We start from the raw sequence: 18,926 nt of genomic DNA on the forward strand, positions 1-18,926 counted from the left end.
TTGAGCACAACGGGTGTGGCCCGTGCTGCGCATGTGCCGGGGTTGGAAATTGAAGGCTTGTGCCAACATTCCGTGATGTATGCTCCGATTTTCCTAGACGGTCTTGTCCGGTTTTTTCGTGGACAGTTTCTTTTTCGGCGCGCACCCCCTTGCACCCCCGTCCGACTTGTCGTAATCCAACACCCGGCCTTAGGGGTATAGCTCAGTTGGTAGAGCGACGGTCTCCAAAACCGTAGGTCGCGGGTTCGAACCCTGCTGCCCCTGCCATTTCCCTTCATCGGTGATATTTTCAACCTGCCGCGTGCTATGATGCAGGCAATTGCGTGCTCTGTGCACGGGTGGGCTTGAAAATCCCGCCCGCTTTGCGTATTTCACCGCCTGACCCTTTAAGTCTGAGAGAAAAAATGACCAATCCGCTTCAATTCATCCAGCAAGTGCGCGCTGAGGTTTCCAAGGTTGTCTGGCCGAGCCGCCGTGAGGTGCTGCTGACCACGGCTATGGTCTTTGTGCTGGCCTCGCTGACGGCCCTGTTCTTTTCGGTGGTGGATCTGGGGATCCGCAGCGCACTGACCGCTGCTCTGGGCATGTTTAGCTGATCGTTTCGCCGGACCTTTGGTTCTGCGAAACTTCGGGCGCCCTCTTGAATTCCCTTGATTTCACGGGTAGTCCGGGCGCAATAACCGATAGGGGCGTGCGGCGAATCAAGTTGCACGCCGCTTTTTTATTCCCGGTCGTCTGACCCCGCAGGTGAAGGCGGTGACGGGAGGATATGGGCGGTTGCCGCCCCAACGTGATGATATTGAGACGAGGCTGAAATGGCGAAACGCTGGTATTCGGTAAGTGTGCTGTCGAACTTCGAAAAGAAGATCGCCGAACAGATTCGTTCGGAAGTGATCGAGAAGGGTCTTGAGGACCAGATCGACGAAGTGCTGGTGCCGACCGAAGAAGTGATCGAAGTGCGTCGGGGCAAGAAAGTGACCTCGGAACGCCGCTTCATGCCGGGGTATGTTCTGGTTCACATGGAAATGTCGGATGAGGGCTATCACCTGATCAACTCGATCAACCGCGTCACCGGCTTCCTGGGGCCGCAGGGCCGCCCGATGCCGATGCGCGATGCAGAGGTGCAAGGTATCCTGGGACGTGCCGAAGAAGGCAATGCCGAGGCGCCGAAACTGCTGATCAGCTTTGAAGTGGGTGAGAAGGTCAATGTGACCGACGGTCCGTTTGAAGGCTTTGACGGCACTGTCGAAGAGGTGGACGAAGACGGGCAGCGCCTCAAGGTTTCCGTTTCGATCTTTGGCCGCGCCACCCCGGTGGAACTGGAATACACCCAGGTGTCGAAACAGGCCTGATTGGCCAGCGGCGTCTGGCTTGCATCTGGTTTGCACCAGGTTTGTCGTGGGCAGACGAACAGGACTTACGAGGCAGGTGGCGACACCTGCCTTTTTCATTGGGGGTTCGGTAGGGCAGGCTGTGCATTGCCAGACTTCAATTCCCACCCGGTTTTTCCCAAAATCACTTGCGTCCTGTCCGTGATCGGTGTATCGGCACCCATCGCGTCCCGGATCCCGCATCCGGGCGTGTTCTTTTGCGTGGAAGGGAAAGGGTCGCGGCCCGGCACCGGACCACGGCAATGAAAGGCAAGGGGACGCGTCCCTGAGCTGTTGTTAAAGGAGAAGCCAAATGGCTAAAAAAGTAGCTGGCACCATGAAACTGCAGGTTCCTGCAGGTCAAGCCAACCCGTCGCCGCCCGTCGGCCCCGCGCTGGGTCAGCGCGGCATCAACATCATGGAATTCTGCAAGGCCTTCAACGCGAAGACCCAGGAACTGGATGCTGGCGCCCCGTGCCCGACCGTGATCACCTATTATCAGGACAAGTCCTTCACCATGGACATCAAGACGCCGCCCGCGTCCTATTTCCTGAAAAAAGCTGCCAAGCTGAAATCCGGTGCCAACACCCCGGGTCGTGAGACCGTGGGTTCGGTGACCGCCGCTCAGGTGAAAGAAATCGCCGAAGCGAAAATGAAAGATCTGAACGCGAACGACATCGACGCCGCAATGCAGATCATCCTGGGCTCTGCCCGCTCCATGGGCATCGAGGTGAAGTAAGATGGCGAAACTGGGTAAACGCACCAAAGCCGCTCGCGAAGCATTCGCCGGCAAAGAAAACCTGACCGTGGAAGATGCTGTTGCTCTGGTGAAGGGCAATGCTTCGGCCAAGTTCGACGAAACCGTGGAAATCGCCCTGAACCTGGGCGTTGACACCCGTCACGCAGACCAGATGGTGCGCGGTGTGGTTGGCCTGCCGAACGGCACTGGCAAATCCATGCGCGTTGCTGTCTTCGCCCGTGGCCCGAAAGCTGAAGAAGCTCAGGCCGCTGGGGCAGACATCGTTGGCGCCGAAGACCTCATGGAGTCGATCCAGGGCGGCAACATCGATTTCGATCGCTGCATTGCAACCCCGGACATGATGCCGGTTGTTGGTCGCCTGGGTAAGATCCTCGGCCCGCGCAACCTGATGCCGAACCCCAAAGTTGGCACCGTGACCATGGATGTGAAAGCCGCCGTGGAAGCCGCCAAAGGTGGTGAAGTGCAGTTCAAAGCCGAAAAAGGCGGTGTTGTGCACGCAGGCGTTGGTAAAGCGTCCTTCGACGAAGCCAAGCTGGTTGAAAACGTGCGCGCCTTTGTCGGTGCCGTGCAGAAAGCCAAGCCGTCGGGTGCCAAAGGCGCTTACATGAAAAAGGTCGTCCTGACCTCGACCATGGGCCCGAGCGTCACGCTGGACATCGACAACGCAACCGGCAACTGATCCGGTCGCAAAAGGTTACGAAAGGGCGTCCCGCGGGGCGCCCTTTTGCTTTGGTCGCAATCTTGTGTTAGGTTTTCAGGAATGAGAGCAGGGCGGGGGGGAAATCCCTGCGCCCGATTAGGGGTTGGAAAACCGGCCCGAACCCTCTAAAGACACTCTTGCAACCCAGCGTGCGATTCGTCGTGCGCTGTTTTGCATTTCGTCCGAGACGGTGGGTGACCCCGGCGGATCAGATGAGGGGCGGCCAAGGTTGGCCCTCATGGGATGCGCAAGGATCATAATTCCTGCCTGAGACGGGAAATGGACAAAAGAATTCTCTTGGCTGGCTCAGCCCTGGGGCGATTTTGCGAAGGACCCGTAAAGGACCCGATTGCCGGGTTTTCTCATGAAAATCTGGTGAAATATGAGCCGGGGGGCTTGCCCCCCATACTTGGAGTGAAACTGTGGATAGAGCACAAAAAGAGAAGCTGGTCGACGAACTCGGCCAAATCTTTGAAAGCTCTGGCGTTGTAGTGGTTGCCCACTACACGGGTATGACAGTTGCTGAAATGCAAGACCTGCGTTCGCAAATGCGCGAAGCTGGCGGGTCGGTGCGTGTTGCCAAGAACAGGCTCGCCAAAATCGCTCTGGAAGGTAAGCCGGCCGCTTCGATCGCCGACCTCCTTTCGGGCATGACCGTTCTTGCCTATTCCGAAGATCCTGTGGCTGCTGCCAAGGTGATGGACGCATACGCCAAGACCAACGACAAGTTGGAAATCCTTGGTGGTGCAATGGGCGAGACCGCTCTGGATCTGGCTGGTGTGAAAGCCGTTGCCGCTATGCCGTCGCGTGAAGAGCTTATCGCTTCGATCGTGGGCTGCATTGGCGCACCTGCTTCGAACATCGCTGGGGCCATTGGCGCACCTGCTTCGAACATCGCATCCATTCTCTCGACCATCGAAGAGAAAGCTGCATAAGCAAACTGAAATCCCCGTGTCTGGATACCCCTTACACGTTGGAACACATCTAAATCGAACGGAAACAGTAAAATGGCTGATCTGAAAGCACTCGCCGAAAGCATCGTTGGTCTGACCCTGCTGGAAGCACAAGAACTGAAAACCATCCTCAAAGACGAGTACGGCATCGAGCCGGCTGCTGGTGGCGCTGTTGTTATGGCCGCTGGTGGCGACGCTGGTGGCGCCGCTGAGGAAGAAAAAACCGAATTCGACGTCGTTCTGAAGAACGCCGGCGCTTCGAAAATCAACGTGATCAAAGAAGTTCGCGGCATCACCGGTCTTGGCCTGAAAGAAGCCAAAGAGCTGGTCGAAGCTGGCGGCAAGATCAAAGAAGGCGTGGACAAAGCCGAAGCAGAAGACATCAAAGGCAAGCTGGAAGCAGCTGGCGCCGAAGTCGAACTGGCCTAAGCTTTACGCTTTTAAGGGCGCATATGCCCTTGCAAATACTGGCTGGGCCCGGAGAGATCCGGGTCCAGCCGAACCTGTCTTGGAGAGGGGCCATTCGGGGCCTCGTGAAAACGGCCTGATCGTCCGCGATGCAGGCCCCTCTCCTGGGAAAGGTTCGGACGGGAGGAAACCTTTGGGACGGTTTCCATGAATTGGTCCACCCCCCCAATCTCGGACGAGGCGTCACCGGGGACCCGACGGTCGGCGCATCAGTTGAGAACATGAAAGGTAGTTACCGGATGGCGCAGACCTATCTTGGCCAAAAACGCTTGCGTAAATACTACGGTAAAATCCGTGAAGTATTGGAGATGCCGAACCTGATCGAGGTTCAGAAAGCATCCTACGATCTTTTCCTCAAATCCGGCGATCAGCCCCAGCCGATGGACGGCGAAGGCATCAACGCCGTGTTCCAGTCGGTTTTCCCGATCAAGGATTTCAACGAAACCGCCATTCTCGAGTTCGTGAAATACGAACTGGAAACGCCGAAATTCGACGTGGAAGAATGCCAGCAGCGTGACCTGACCTATTCGGCGCCGCTGAAGGTGACCCTGCGTCTGATCGTATTTGATATCGACGAAGATACAGGTGCGAAGTCGGTTAAAGACATCAAGGAACAAGACGTGTTCATGGGCGATATGCCCCTGATGACACCGAACGGCACCTTTGTCGTGAACGGCACCGAGCGCGTGATCGTGTCTCAGATGCACCGTTCGCCGGGCGTGTTCTTTGACCATGACAAAGGCAAGACCCACTCCTCGGGCAAACTGCTTTTTGCCTGCCGCATCATTCCCTATCGCGGCTCCTGGCTCGATTTCGAATTCGACGCCAAGGACATCGTCTTTGCCCGTATCGACCGTCGCCGCAAACTGCCTGTGACCACCCTGCTTTATGCGCTGGGTCTGGACCAGGAAGGCATCTGTGACGCCTATTACGACACCGTCAACTACAAGCTCGACAAGAACAAGGGGTGGGTTACCAAGTTCTTCCCCGAGCGTGTGGCCGGCACCCGTCCGACCCAGGATCTGGTCGATGCTGCCTCTGGCGAAGTCATTGCCGAAGCTGGCAAAAAGATCACCCCGCGTGCCGTCAAGAAACTGATGGAATCGGGCGAAGTCACCAACCTTCTGGTGCCGTTTGACAGCATCGTTGGCCGCTATGTCGCCCGTGACATCATCAATGAAGAAACCGGTGCGATCTATGTGGAAGCCGGTGACGAGCTGACGCTGGAATATGACAAGGATGGCGAACTGATCGGTGGCTCGCTGAAAGAGCTGCTGGATGCCGGTTTCACCGACATTCCGGTGCTGGATATCGATAATATCAACGTCGGTCCCTACATCCGCAACACCATGGCCGCGGACAAGAACATGGGCCGCGAAACCGCGCTTATGGATATCTATCGCGTCATGCGCCCGGGTGAGCCGCCCACGGTGGAAGCCGCGTCTGCCCTCTTCGACACGCTGTTCTTCGATTCAGAGCGTTACGATCTGTCGGCCGTTGGTCGCGTGAAGATGAACATGCGTCTTGATCTGGATGCCGAAGACACCCAGCGCACGCTCCGCCGCGAAGACATCATCTCCTGCATCAAGGCGCTGGTGGAACTGCGGGACGGCAAAGGCGACGTGGACGACATCGACCACCTCGGCAACCGTCGTGTGCGTTCCGTTGGCGAGCTGATGGAAAACCAGTATCGCGTGGGTCTTCTGCGGATGGAACGTGCGATCAAGGAACGCATGTCCTCGGTCGAGATCGACACCGTGATGCCGCAGGACCTGATCAACGCCAAACCGGCGGCGGCGGCTGTTCGCGAATTCTTCGGCTCCTCGCAGCTGTCGCAATTCATGGACCAGACCAACCCGCTGTCGGAAGTCACCCACAAACGCCGTCTCTCGGCGCTTGGGCCGGGCGGTCTGACCCGCGAACGTGCTGGCTTTGAGGTGCGTGACGTTCACGCCACCCATTATGGCCGCATGTGTCCGATTGAAACGCCGGAAGGGCCGAACATTGGTCTGATCAACTCGCTGGCCACCTTTGCCCGCGTGAACAAATACGGCTTCATCGAAACGCCTTATCGCAAGGTTGTGGATGGCAAGGTCACCGACGAGGTGAACTACATGTCCGCCACCGAAGAGATGCGTCATACCGTGGCTCAGGCCAACGCGCATCTGGACGAAGAAGGCCGGTTTGAGAACGATCTGGTGAACACCCGTAAATCGGGCGAATACACCATGGCGCAGCGCGAAAGCGTTGACCTGATCGACGTGTCGCCAAAACAGCTGGTATCAGTGGCGGCCTCGCTCATCCCGTTCCTTGAAAACGACGACGCCAACCGTGCTCTGATGGGCTCGAACATGCAACGTCAGGCCGTGCCGCTCCTGCGGGCCGAAGCTCCGTTTGTGGGCACCGGTATCGAAGGCAAGGTTGCGATCGACTCAGGCGCGGCCATTCAGGCCAAACGCGGCGGCGTGATCGACCAGGTGGATGCCACCCGGATCGTTGTGCGCGCCACCGAAGACCTGGCCCTGGGTGACGCTGGTGTGGACATCTATCGTCTGCGCAAGTTCCAGCGCTCGAACCAGAACACCTGTATCAACCAGCGTCCGCTGGTGAAGGTGGGCGACAAAGTGTCGAAAGGCGAAGTGATCGCTGACGGCCCGTCGACCGATATGGGCGAACTGGCTCTGGGTAAAAACGTGGTTGTCGCGTTCATGCCCTGGAACGGCTACAACTACGAAGACTCGATCCTGATTTCCGAGCGCATCGCGCGTGACGACGTGTTCACTTCGGTCCATATCGAAGAGTTCGAAGTCGCTGCCCGTGACACCAAGCTTGGGCCGGAAGAGATCACCCGCGACATTCCGAACGTCGGTGAAGAAGCGCTGCGCAACCTCGACGAGGCCGGCATCGTTTACATCGGTGCGGATGTGGAACCGGGCGACATTCTGGTTGGTAAGATCACCCCCAAAGGCGAAAGCCCGATGACGCCGGAGGAGAAACTCCTGCGCGCCATCTTCGGCGAAAAAGCCTCGGACGTGCGCGACACCTCGCTGCGTGTGAAACCGGGTGATTTCGGCACCGTTGTGGAAGTGCGTGTCTTCAACCGTCATGGTGTGGAAAAAGACGAACGTGCCCTGCAGATCGAGCGTGAAGAGGTCGAAAGCCTTGCCCGCGACCGCGATGACGAGCTGAACATCCTTGAGCGCAACATCTATGCGCGCCTCAAGGGCATGATCCTCGGCAAAGTGGCTGTGAAAGGTCCGAAAGGCGTGAAAGCCGGTTCGACCATCACCGAAGAGCTTTTGGAAACCCTGTCGCGCGGTCAGTGGTGGCAGCTCGCCCTTGAGGACGAGGATGACGCCAAGATCGTGGAAGCCCTGAACGAACAGTTCGAGACCCAGAAACGTGCGCTTGAGCACCGTTTCGAAGACAAGGTCGAGAAAGTGCGTCGTGGCGACGATCTGCCGCCGGGTGTGATGAAGATGGTCAAAGTCTTCATCGCCGTGAAGCGTAAGCTTCAGCCGGGTGATAAGATGGCCGGTCGTCACGGGAACAAAGGTGTTATTTCCAAGGTTGTGCCGATGGAAGACATGCCGTTCCTCGCTGACGGGACCCCGGTTGACTTCTGTCTGAACCCGCTTGGCGTGCCGTCGCGGATGAACGTTGGTCAGATCCTTGAAACCCACATGGGGTGGGCCGCACGCGGTCTGGGTCTGAACGTGGATGAAGCCCTGGGTGAATACCGCCGGTCCGGCGACCTGACCCCGGTGCGCGAAGCCATGCGCATCGCCTATGGCGACGATGTCTATGAAGAAGGCATCGTGGGCATGGACGAAGATGAGCTGGTGGATGCCGCAGGCAATGTCACCCGTGGTGTGCCGATTGCAACGCCGGTCTTCGACGGTGCGAAAGAGGCTGACGTGAACGACGCGCTGACCCGTGCTGGTTTCGACACCTCGGGCCAGTCGGTTCTGTTTGACGGTCGCACCGGCGAACAGTTCTCGCGCAAGGTGACGGTGGGTGTGAAATACCTGCTGAAACTGCACCACCTCGTGGATGACAAGATCCACGCGCGTTCGACCGGGCCGTACTCGCTTGTTACCCAGCAGCCGCTGGGCGGTAAGGCGCAGTTCGGTGGCCAGCGCTTCGGTGAGATGGAGGTCTGGGCTCTGGAAGCATATGGCGCGGCTTATACGCTGCAAGAGATGCTGACGGTGAAATCGGATGACGTGGCTGGCCGGACGAAAGTCTATGAAAGCATCGTCAAAGGCGAGGACAATTTCGAAGCCGGCGTGCCGGAATCGTTCAACGTTCTTGTCAAAGAAGTCCGCGGCCTCGGCCTCAACATGGAACTCCTGGATGCGGAGGGTGAGGAGTAAGGCGCCCGCCTTACCCCTCCCACCCTTCCCCTTAGAAAAAGGAACGCAAAATGAACCAGGAATTGACAACCAACCCGTTCAACCCGCTGACCCCGCCGAAGGTTTTCGACGAAATCAAGGTGTCGCTGGCCAGCCCGGAACGGATCCTGTCTTGGTCCTATGGTGAGATCAAGAAACCCGAAACCATCAACTACCGCACGTTCAAACCCGAACGTGACGGCCTGTTCTGTGCGCGTATCTTTGGCCCGATCAAAGATTATGAATGCCTTTGCGGCAAATATAAGCGCATGAAATATCGCGGCGTTGTCTGCGAGAAATGTGGTGTTGAAGTTACCCTTCAAAAGGTCCGCCGCGAGCGTATGGGCCACATCGAACTGGCCGCCCCCGTGGCACATATCTGGTTCCTCAAGTCGCTGCCGTCGCGCATCGGCCTGATGCTGGACATGACCCTGCGTGATCTGGAACGCATTCTTTATTTCGAAAACTACGTGGTGATCGAACCGGGCCTCACCGACCTCACCTACGGTCAGCTGATGACCGAAGAAGAGTTCATGGATGCCCAGGACACTTACGGCATGGACGCCTTCACCGCCAATATCGGTGCGGAAGCCATCCGTGAGATGCTGAGCCAGATTGATCTGGAAGCCGAAGCCGAGCAGCTGCGCGCTGACCTGGCTGAAGCCACCGGCGAGCTGAAGCCCAAGAAGATCATCAAGCGTCTGAAGATCGTTGAATCGTTCCTTGAATCGGGCAACCGCCCCGAGTGGATGATCATGACCGTTGTGCCGGTGATCCCGCCAGAACTGCGCCCGCTGGTGCCGCTGGATGGGGGCCGTTTCGCGACCTCGGATCTCAACGATCTCTATCGCCGCGTGATCAACCGGAACAACCGTCTGAAGCGCCTGATCGAACTGCGTGCGCCCGACATCATCGTGCGTAACGAAAAGCGGATGCTGCAGGAATCTGTGGATGCGCTGTTTGACAACGGCCGTCGTGGTCGCGTGATCACCGGCGCCAACAAGCGTCCGCTGAAATCGCTCTCCGACATGCTGAAGGGTAAGCAGGGTCGCTTCCGTCAGAACCTTTTGGGCAAACGCGTCGACTTCTCGGGTCGTTCGGTCATTGTGACCGGTCCGGAACTGAAGCTGCACCAATGTGGTCTGCCGAAGAAGATGGCGCTCGAACTCTTTAAGCCGTTCATCTATTCGCGTCTCGAAGCCAAAGGCCTGTCTTCCACTGTGAAGCAAGCCAAGAAACTGGTGGAAAAAGAACGCCCCGAAGTGTGGGATATCCTCGATGAGGTGATCCGCGAACACCCGGTCATGCTGAACCGTGCGCCCACGCTGCACCGTCTTGGCATTCAGGCGTTTGAACCGGTCCTGATCGAAGGCAAAGCGATCCAGCTGCACCCGCTTGTCTGTTCGGCGTTCAACGCTGACTTCGACGGGGACCAGATGGCTGTTCACGTGCCGCTCTCGCTGGAAGCCCAGCTGGAAGCGCGTGTTCTGATGATGTCGACCAACAACGTTCTGTCGCCCGCCAACGGCGCGCCGATCATCGTTCCGTCGCAGGATATGATCCTTGGCCTCTACTACATCTCGATGGAGCGTGAGGGCATGAAAGGCGAAGGCATGGTCTTTGCTGACGTGGATGAAGTGATCCACGCGCTGGACGCTGGTGAGGTGCATCTGCACGCCAAGGTTACCGCCCGCATTCCGCAGGTGGACGCCGAGGGCAACACCGTGATGGTGCGCTTTGAAACCACGCCGGGCCGGGTCCGTCTTGGTGCTCTGCTGCCGCAGAACAACAAGGCCCCGTTTGAGCTGGTGAACCGTCTTCTGCGGAAGAAGGAAGTGCAGCAGGTCATCGACACCGTCTACCGTTACTGCGGCCAGAAAGAGTCGGTTATCTTCTGTGACCAGATCATGTCCATGGGCTTCAAAGAAGCGTTCAAGGCTGGCATCTCGTTCGGGAAAGACGACATGGTTATCCCCGACAACAAGTGGGAAATCGTCGACGAAACCCGTGACCAGGTGAAGGGGTTTGAGCAGCAGTATATGGACGGTCTCATCACCCTTGGCGAGAAATACAACAAGGTGGTCGATGCCTGGTCGAAATGTAACGACAAGGTCACCGACGCGATGATGGGCACCATCTCGGCCAATAAGCGCGACGAAAATGGCGCCGAAATGGAACCGAACTCGGTTTACATGATGGCCCACTCCGGTGCGCGTGGTTCTGTCACCCAGATGAAACAGCTGGGCGGGATGCGCGGCCTGATGGCGAAACCGTCGGGCGAGATTATCGAAACGCCGATTATCTCGAACTTTAAAGAAGGTCTGACCGTGCTCGAGTACTTCAACTCGACCCACGGTGCCCGTAAGGGTCTGTCGGATACCGCTCTGAAAACCGCAAACTCCGGTTACCTGACCCGCCGTCTGGTGGACGTGGCCCAAGACTGCATCGTGCGTGAAGTGGATTGTGGCACCGAAAACGCGATCACCGTGGAAGCGGCCGTGAATGATGGTGAAGTTGTGTCGTCGCTGGGCGAACGTGTTCTGGGTCGCGTGGCGGCCGAAGACATGATCAAGCCGGGCACCGACGAAGTGATGGTCGCCAAAGGCGAGCTGATCGACGAACGCAAGGCCGACACGATCGAAGAAAGCGGCATCGCTGCCGTGCGCATTCGCAGCCCGCTGACCTGTGAGGCAGAAGAAGGCGTCTGCGCCAACTGCTATGGCCGTGACCTGGCCCGCGGCACCCGCGTGAATGTGGGCGAAGCCGTCGGCATCATCGCAGCCCAGTCGATCGGTGAACCCGGCACGCAGCTGACCATGCGGACCTTCCACATTGGTGGGGTTGCACAAGGTGGCCAGCAGTCGTTCCAGGAAGCCAACCAGGAAGGCAAGATCGAGTATCGCAACGCCAATATCCTGGAAGATCGCCACGGCGACACCATTGTCATGGGCCGCAACATGGTTGTTGCCATTGTCGATGAAAACGGTGTGGAACGGGCGGCCTTCAAACCGGGCTATGGCGCGAAACTGTTTGTCAAGAACGGGGCCGACGTGTCGCGTGGTGACAAGCTGTTTGAATGGGACCCGTTCACCCTTCCGGTGATCGCCGAGAAAGACGGTAAGGCCAAGTTCCTCGACCTGACCTCCGGGATCTCGGTGCGGGACGAAACCGATGACGCCACCGGCATGACGCAGAAAATCGTGACCGACTGGCGTGCTGCGCCGAAAGGCAACGAGCTGAAGCCGGAAATCATCGTGGTGGACGAAAACGGCGAACCCGTGCGCAATGACGCGGGCAACCCGGTGGCCTACACCATGTCGGTTGATGCCATTCTGTCGGTCGAAGATGGTCAGTCGGTGAAAGCCGGTGACATCGTCGCACGGATCCCGCGCGAAGGGTCGAAGACCAAGGACATCACCGGTGGTCTGCCGCGTGTTGCTGAACTCTTCGAAGCCCGTCGTCCGAAAGATCACGCGATCATCGCTGAGATTGATGGTTACGTGCGCTTTGGCCGCGACTACAAGAACAAGCGTCGCATCTCGATCGAGCCGGCTGAAGAAGGCCAGGATGCGGTCGAATACATGGTGCCCAAGGGCAAGCACATTCCGGTTGCGGAAGGTGACTTCATCCAGAAGGGCGAATATCTGATGGACGGTAACCCCGCGCCGCACGATATTCTGGCTGTTATGGGCGTTGAGGCCCTGGCCAACTACATGATCGACGAAGTTCAGGACGTGTATCGTCTGCAAGGCGTGAAGATCAACGACAAGCATATTGAAGTGATCGTGCGCCAGATGTTGCAGAAGTGGGAGATCTCGGATTCGGGTGAGACCACGCTGCTCAAGGGCGAACATGTGGACAAGGCCGAGTTTGACGCGGCAAACGAGAAAGCATCGCGCGAAGGGCGTCGCCTGGCATCGGGTGAACCGATCCTGCTTGGCATCACCAAAGCGTCGCTGCAGACCCGGTCGTTCATTTCGGCCGCCTCGTTCCAGGAGACCACACGTGTTCTGACCGAGGCATCGGTCCAGGGCAAACGCGACAAGCTGGTTGGCCTCAAGGAAAACGTCATCGTTGGTCGCCTGATCCCGGCCGGGACCGGTGGGGCCACCCAGGACGTGCGCCGCGTGGCCCAGGCCCGCGACAACAAGGTGATCGAAGAGGCCCGCGCCGAGGCCGAACAGGCCGCGATGCTTGCCGCACCGGTCGAGGACGCCGCGAGCGTGTTCGGTTCGGATGTTGAGGAAGATGACCTCGGCCTGATCGACACTCCGGAAATGGGTGGCGACGAGCAGCCCTGATCTGGGTGATCCAACCTGAAAACATGCAAAAAGCCCCGCCTTTCGGTGGGGCTTTTTCTATGGGGGATGTGTCCTCTCCGAGGGCCGCGCTCGTTTGCTTAAGGGGGACGGGCCGGGGGCGGTGGCGGGCGTGAAGAGGGGCGCTGCCCCTCGCGGCGAGGCCGCTCACCCCGAGATATTTGAAACAAGGAAAAGGAGGCGCGGGGAAGGCCAACTCCGACCGGGCGCGGTGGGCAGGATCCGTCGTGATTGGGCTGGCGTGCAAGGGGATGGATTGTTAAAGCGCTTCCATATTACGTTGAAACAGCGTGATGTGGAAACGCTGCGCATCCTGCAAGGATGGTGGGCGTTTCCAGTTATTGCGTGATCCAACAAGAACTGGAAACGCTTTAACAGTCTGAAAAAGGATCGTGTAATGGCCCTGAGCGACAATATGAAAGGCGCGGTGTTCATGACCGCGGCGATGACCTGCTACACGCTGAACGACATGTGTGTGAAGCTGATGCTGGACGGGATGCCGCTGGGGCAGACCGTGACACTGCGCGGGGTGATTGCGGTGGCTTTGATGTATGTCGTCGGGCGCTATCTGGGGGTCCTTCGCTTCAACCTGCCCTGGCGTGAATGGATGTTGATCGGTTTGCGCGCCGGGGCCGAAATCACTGTGACCTACTGTTTTCTGACGGCTCTTTACAACATGCCGATTGCCAATGTGACAGCGATCATACAGGCCGTGCCGCTGACGGTGGCGCTGGCGGCCTGGGTGGTTTTGGGGGAGCCGCTTGGCTGGCGGCGCCTTGTGGCCATCCTTGTGGGATTTGTCGGTGTTTTGTTGATTGTCCAGCCGGGGGGGGAGGGGTTTTCGGTCTGGTCGACTTATGCACTGGCGGCGGTGGCGCTGATCACATTGCGTGACCTGATCGTGCGGCGGATGGATCCGGCAACCCCGTCCACGACGGTGGCGTTTCTGACCGCCATTGCCATCACTGTGGGGTTTTCCCTCCTGTCCATCGGTGAGGACTGGTCCGGGGTGGATGCGGCTTCGGCGGGCCTGTTGGTTCTTGCGGCGGGGTTCATCACGATGGGATATCTGCTGTCGGTTATGGTGATGCGGGTGGGGGATATTGGGTTCATCGCGCCGTTTCGCTATGCGGGGCTGGTGGTGGCGCTGATCACCGGGCTGTTGATTTTTGGCGACTGGCCTGACGGGTTGACACTGATCGGTGCGGCAATTGTGGTGGGCACGGGATTGTTCACCCTATATCGCGAGCGTTTGGCGGGCCGTCCGCTGCGCAACCGGGGGCAGGATGGTGTGACGGCGGCCAAGTAGGGGCGTGCTGTTGACAGGGGGGGCGACTCTGTTTATACGCGCGAGCATCCAGCAAAGGGGGAGACCCCTGCGCACTTACAGGAATTGTGGGATCAAGACCGGAACTGTTTTGAAGAACCGGCCCTCTGTGAACCAACCGCGACGTTTGCCTCGGTAAGGAAACGCTCGCGGATTTTCGCTTTGTGAGGATCGTCATGATCCTGTCATGCGAAGAAGATTTAACCGCGTGGGGCCCCGGCCTTGCGTAGACGAAGTTGAGAAACGGGAAACGAGCCCTATGCCAACGATCCAACAGCTGATCCGCAAACCGCGTCAGCCCAAAGTCAAGCGTTCCAAGTCGCAGCACCTGGAATCTTGCCCCCAAAAGCGCGGCGTTTGCACCCGCGTTTACACCACGACCCCGAAAAAGCCGAACTCGGCTATGCGTAAAGTTGCGAAGGTTCGCCTGACCAACGGCTACGAGGTCATCTCCTACATCCCCGGTGAAAGCCACAACCTGCAAGAGCACTCGGTTGTTCTGATCCGTGGCGGTCGTGTGAAAGACCTTCCGGGTGTCCGTTATCACATTCTGCGTGGTGTGTTGGATACCCAAGGCGTCAAAGACCGTAAGCAACGTCGTTCGAAATACGGCGCCAAGCGTCCGAAGTAAGGAGAGTCTGATATGTCTCGTCGTCACGCCGCTGAGAAGCGCCAAGTACTGCCCGACGCCAAATATGGTGATGTAGTTCTTTCGAAATTCATGAACAACCTGATGATCGACGGCAAAAAGTCGGTCGCAGAGAAAATTGTCTACAATGCGCTGGATCGCATCGAAGACAAAGTCAAGCGTGCCCCGGTGGAGCTGTTCCACGAAGCGCTCGACAACATCAAACCCTCGGTTGAGGTTCGTTCGCGCCGCGTTGGTGGTGCAACCTACCAGGTTCCGGTTGAAGTGCGCCCCGAGCGCCGCGAAGCCCTGGCCATCCGCTGGTTGATCAAAGCGGCCCGTGCCCGCAATGAAAACACCATGGAAGAGCGCCTGGCAGGTGAACTTCTGGATGCCGTGAACTCGCGCGGTACTGCTGTTAAGAAACGCGAAGACACCCACAAAATGGCCGACGCCAACAAAGCGTTCAGCCATTACCGCTGGTAACGCCAAGGAAGGACGAACACCATGGCACGCGAATATCCGCTCGAGCTGTACCGCAACTTCGGTATTATGGCTCACATCGATGCAGGTAAAACCACCTGTTCCGAGCGTATCCTTTACTACACCGGCAAGTCCCACAACATTGGTGAGGTGCACGATGGTGCAGCCACCATGGACTGGATGGAGCAGGAGCAGGAACGCGGGATCACCATCACCTCGGCTGCGACCACCACCTTCTGGGAACGCACCGAAGACGGTGAAACCGCTCAGACGCCCAAGCACCGCATGAACATCATCGACACCCCCGGCCACGTTGACTTCACCATTGAAGTTGAACGTTCGCTGGCGGTTCTCGACGGTGCCGTCTGTGTTCTGGACGCCAACGCCGGTGTTGAACCCCAGACCGAAACCGTGTGGCGTCAGGCTGACCGCTACAAGGTTCCGCGCATGGTGTTCGTCAACAAGATGGACAAGATCGGCGCAGACTTCTTCAACTGCGTTCGCATGATCGAAGACCGCACCGGCGCCCGCGCCGTTCCGGTTGGTATTCCGATCGGTGCCGAAACCGAGCTGGAAGGCCTGATCGATCTGGTCAACATGGAAGAATGGCTGTGGCAGGGTGAAGACCTTGGCGCATCGTGGATCAAAGCACCGATCCGTGACAGCCTGTCGGACATGGCCAACGAGTGGCGCGAGAAGATGATCGAAGCCGCCGTTGAACAAGACGACGACGCGATGGAAGCCTATCTGGAAGGCAACGAACCCGACGTGCCGACCCTGCGCAAACTGCTGCGCAAAGGCACCCTGGCGCTGGACTTCGTTCCGGTTCTGGGTGGGTCCGCCTTCAAGAACAAAGGCGTTCAGCCGCTGCTCAACGCTGTGATCGACTATCTGCCCAGCCCGCTGGACGTTGTGGATTACATGGGCTTCAAACCCGGTGACGAAACCGAAACCCGTGACATCGCCCGCCGTGCGGACGACGATATGGCATTCTCGGCTCTGGCGTTCAAAATCATGAACGACCCCTTCGTTGGCTCGCTGACCTTTACCCGCATCTACTCGGGTGTCCTGAACAAGGGCGACACGCTCCTGAACTCGACCAAAGGTAAGAAAGAGCGCGTTGGTCGTATGATGATGATGCACTCGAACGACCGTGAGGAAATCACTGAAGCGTTCGCAGGCGACATCATCGCGCTGGCAGGTCTGAAAGACACCACCACTGGTGACACGCTGTGTGCTGCCAACGACCCGGTGGTTCTGGAAACCATGACCTTCCCGGATCCGGTGATCGAGATCGCGGTTGAGCCGAAAACCAAGGCTGACCAAGAGAAAATGTCGCAAGGTCTGGGCCGTCTGGCCGCTGAAGACCCGTCCTTCCGCGTGGAAACTGACCTGGAATCGGGTCAGACCATCATGAAGGGCATGGGCGAACTTCACCTCGACATCCTGGTGGACCGTCTGAAGCGCGAATTCAAAGTGGAAGCCAATATCGGTGCCCCGCAGGTTGCCTATCGCGAGACCATCTCGAAAGCGATCGAGCACACCTACACCCACAAGAAACAGTCGGGTGGTTCGGGTCAGTATGCTGAAGTCAAAATGGAAATCATGCCGACTGAAGCTGGCGAAGGCTATTCGTTCGAAAGCCGCATCGTTGGTGGTGCCGTTCCGAAGGAATACATCCCGGGTGTTGAAAAAGGCATCAACTCGGTTATGGATAGCGGCCCGCTGGCCGGCTTCCCCGTGATCGACTTCAAGGTTGCCCTGGTCGACGGTAAGTTCCACGATGTGGACTCCTCGGTTCTCGCCTTCGAAATCGCTGCCCGTATGTGTATGCGTGAAGGCATGCGTTTGGCTGGCGCCAAGCTGCTGGAACCGATCATGAAAGTGGAAGTGATTACGCCTGAAGAGTACACCGGTGGCATCATCGGCGACCTCACCTCGCGTCGTGGTCAGGTGTCTGGTCAAGAGCCGCGCGGCAACGCGATTGCAATCGATGCAAACGTGCCGCTGGCGAACATGTTTGGCTACATCAACACCCTGCGCTCCATGTCTTCGGGCCGTGCGCAGTTCACCATGCAGTTCTCGCATTACGATCCGGTTCCGCAGAACATCTCGGACGAAATTCAGGCGAAATACGCGTAAGCGTTTTTCCCCACACAGAAAACCGGGCGGGGGCGGCCCCGTCCGGACCAATTTAAAAGGAGGCCATCATGGCTAAGGAAAAGTTTGAACGCGGTAAACCGCACGTAAACATCGGCACCATTGGTCACGTTGACCACGGCAAGACGACACTGACCGCAGCGATCACCAAGTATTTTGGTGACTTCAAAGCCTACGACCAGATCGACGGCGCGCCGGAAGAGAAAGCCCGCGGGATCACCATCTCGACCGCGCACGTTGAGTATGAGACCGAGAACCGTCACTACGCCCACGTTGACTGCCCGGGTCACGCTGACTACGTGAAGAACATGATCACCGGCGCCGCGCAGATGGACGGTGGTATCCTGGTTGTGAACGCTGCTGACGGCCCGATGCCGCAGACCCGCGAGCACATCCTGCTGGCGCGTCAGGTTGGTGTGCCTGCTCTGGTTGTCTTCATGAACAAAGTTGACCAGGTTGACGACGAAGAGCTGCTTGAGCTGGTTGAAATGGAAGTTCGTGAACTGATGAACGAATACGACTTCCCGGGCGACGACATGCCGATCATCGCGGGTTCCGCGCTGGCCGCCATGGAAGGCCGTGACAACGCAATCGGTGAAGACAAGATCCGTGAGCTGATGGCCGCTGTTGACGAATACATCCCGACCCCGGATCGCCCGGTTGACGGTGACTTCCTGCTGCCGATCGAAGACGTGTTCTCGATCTCGGGCCGTGGTACCGTTGTGACCGGTCGTGTGGAACGTGGCGTGATCAACGTTGGCGACTCGATCGAAATCGTTGGCCTGAAAGACACCCAGACCACCACCTGTACCGGTGTTGAAATGTTCCGCAAACTGCTGGATCGCGGTGAAGCTGGTGACAACGTTGGCGTTCTGCTGCGCGGTATCGACCGTGAGAAAGTTGAGCGTGGCCAGGTTCTGTGTAAGCCGGGTTCGGTTAACCCGCACACCAAGTTCGAAGCTGAGGTCTACATCCTGACCAAAGAAGAAGGCGGCCGTCACACCCCGTTCTTCGCGAACTACCGTCCGCAATTCTACTTCCGCACCACCGACGTGACCGGCACCGTTCAGCTGCCGGAAGGCACCGAAATGGTGATGCCGGGCGACAACCTGAAGTTCAACGTTGAACTGATCGCCCCGATCGCAATGGAAGAAAAACTGCGCTTCGCCATCCGCGAAGGCGGCCGCACCGTCGGCTCCGGCGTTGTGTCGAAAATCGTTGAGTAAGATTAAATTTCCTCGGGAAATTTGATCTGGGCGACAGGTGAACTGACGACGTCAAATCGCCGAAAGCCAATCAACAGAAGAATAGAAAAGGCCGCCTTTGGGCGGCCTTTTTTGTTTGAATTCCACGATCCTGAGACA

The 18,926-nt window shown here is 58.0% G+C and carries 13 protein-coding genes and 1 tRNA gene; all 14 read left to right on the forward strand.

Annotated features, from left to right (window positions below; genetic code table 11):
• Nucleotides 1–191 precede the first annotated feature (191 nt).
• The 14 genes from K3J57_RS01175 (at nt 192) to tuf (ending at nt 18,788) form a co-directional block, all read left to right on the forward strand.
• Nucleotides 192–267 (forward strand) — tRNA-Trp (locus K3J57_RS01175).
• A 137-nt stretch (nt 268–404) separates the two neighbouring features.
• Nucleotides 405–596 (forward strand): preprotein translocase subunit SecE, encoded by a 192-nt coding sequence (gene secE, locus K3J57_RS01180; RefSeq protein ID WP_259773851.1) that lies wholly within the window; start codon nt 405–407, stop codon nt 594–596.
• A gap of 219 nt (nt 597–815) precedes the next feature.
• On the forward strand, nt 816–1,352 hold the full coding sequence (gene nusG / locus K3J57_RS01185) for a transcription termination/antitermination protein NusG (protein WP_055187874.1): 537 nt from the start codon (nt 816–818) through the stop codon (nt 1,350–1,352).
• 331 nt (nt 1,353–1,683) lie between these two features.
• Nucleotides 1,684–2,109, forward strand: coding sequence for a 50S ribosomal protein L11 (gene rplK, locus K3J57_RS01190; protein ID WP_055187878.1), 426 nt, complete (start codon nt 1,684–1,686; stop codon nt 2,107–2,109).
• A gap of 1 nt (nt 2,110) precedes the next feature.
• Nucleotides 2,111–2,809: a 50S ribosomal protein L1 gene (gene rplA, locus K3J57_RS01195; protein WP_259786066.1), complete on the forward strand. Its 699-nt coding sequence runs from the start codon at nt 2,111–2,113 to the stop codon at nt 2,807–2,809.
• Nucleotides 2,810–3,252: 443 nt separating this feature from the next.
• Entirely contained in the window at nt 3,253–3,765 is a 513-nt protein-coding gene (rplJ, locus tag K3J57_RS01200; RefSeq protein ID WP_055187884.1) for a 50S ribosomal protein L10, read from the forward strand.
• 72 nt (nt 3,766–3,837) lie between these two features.
• Nucleotides 3,838–4,212: a 50S ribosomal protein L7/L12 gene (gene rplL, locus K3J57_RS01205; protein ID WP_008559766.1), complete on the forward strand. Its 375-nt coding sequence runs from the start codon at nt 3,838–3,840 to the stop codon at nt 4,210–4,212.
• A 278-nt stretch (nt 4,213–4,490) separates the two neighbouring features.
• Complete coding sequence (gene rpoB / locus K3J57_RS01210; RefSeq protein ID WP_259786067.1) at nt 4,491–8,627, forward strand: DNA-directed RNA polymerase subunit beta; 4,137 nt, start codon at nt 4,491–4,493, stop codon at nt 8,625–8,627.
• Between the two features lie 50 nt (nt 8,628–8,677).
• The gene (gene rpoC, locus K3J57_RS01215; RefSeq protein WP_259786068.1) at nt 8,678–12,946 is read left to right on the forward strand and encodes a DNA-directed RNA polymerase subunit beta'; all 4,269 of its coding nucleotides are present in this window, start codon (nt 8,678–8,680) and stop codon (nt 12,944–12,946) included.
• 415 nt (nt 12,947–13,361) lie between these two features.
• Nucleotides 13,362–14,273 (forward strand): DMT family transporter, encoded by a 912-nt coding sequence (locus K3J57_RS01220; protein ID WP_311196493.1) that lies wholly within the window; start codon nt 13,362–13,364, stop codon nt 14,271–14,273.
• A 277-nt stretch (nt 14,274–14,550) separates the two neighbouring features.
• Nucleotides 14,551–14,922 (forward strand): 30S ribosomal protein S12, encoded by a 372-nt coding sequence (gene rpsL, locus K3J57_RS01225; RefSeq protein WP_008331617.1) that lies wholly within the window; start codon nt 14,551–14,553, stop codon nt 14,920–14,922.
• Between the two features lie 12 nt (nt 14,923–14,934).
• Nucleotides 14,935–15,405 (forward strand): 30S ribosomal protein S7, encoded by a 471-nt coding sequence (rpsG, locus tag K3J57_RS01230; protein WP_055187895.1) that lies wholly within the window; start codon nt 14,935–14,937, stop codon nt 15,403–15,405.
• Nucleotides 15,406–15,426: 21 nt separating this feature from the next.
• Nucleotides 15,427–17,544 (forward strand): elongation factor G, encoded by a 2,118-nt coding sequence (fusA, locus tag K3J57_RS01235; protein ID WP_259786070.1) that lies wholly within the window; start codon nt 15,427–15,429, stop codon nt 17,542–17,544.
• Nucleotides 17,545–17,612: 68 nt separating this feature from the next.
• Complete coding sequence (gene tuf / locus K3J57_RS01240; protein WP_173485861.1) at nt 17,613–18,788, forward strand: elongation factor Tu; 1,176 nt, start codon at nt 17,613–17,615, stop codon at nt 18,786–18,788.
• The last annotated feature ends 138 nt before the right edge of the window (nt 18,789–18,926 follow it).

It is taken from the genome of Aliiroseovarius crassostreae (assembly GCF_025137635.1).
In the GTDB taxonomy this organism is placed as follows: Bacteria; Pseudomonadota; Alphaproteobacteria; order Rhodobacterales; family Rhodobacteraceae; genus Aliiroseovarius; species Aliiroseovarius crassostreae.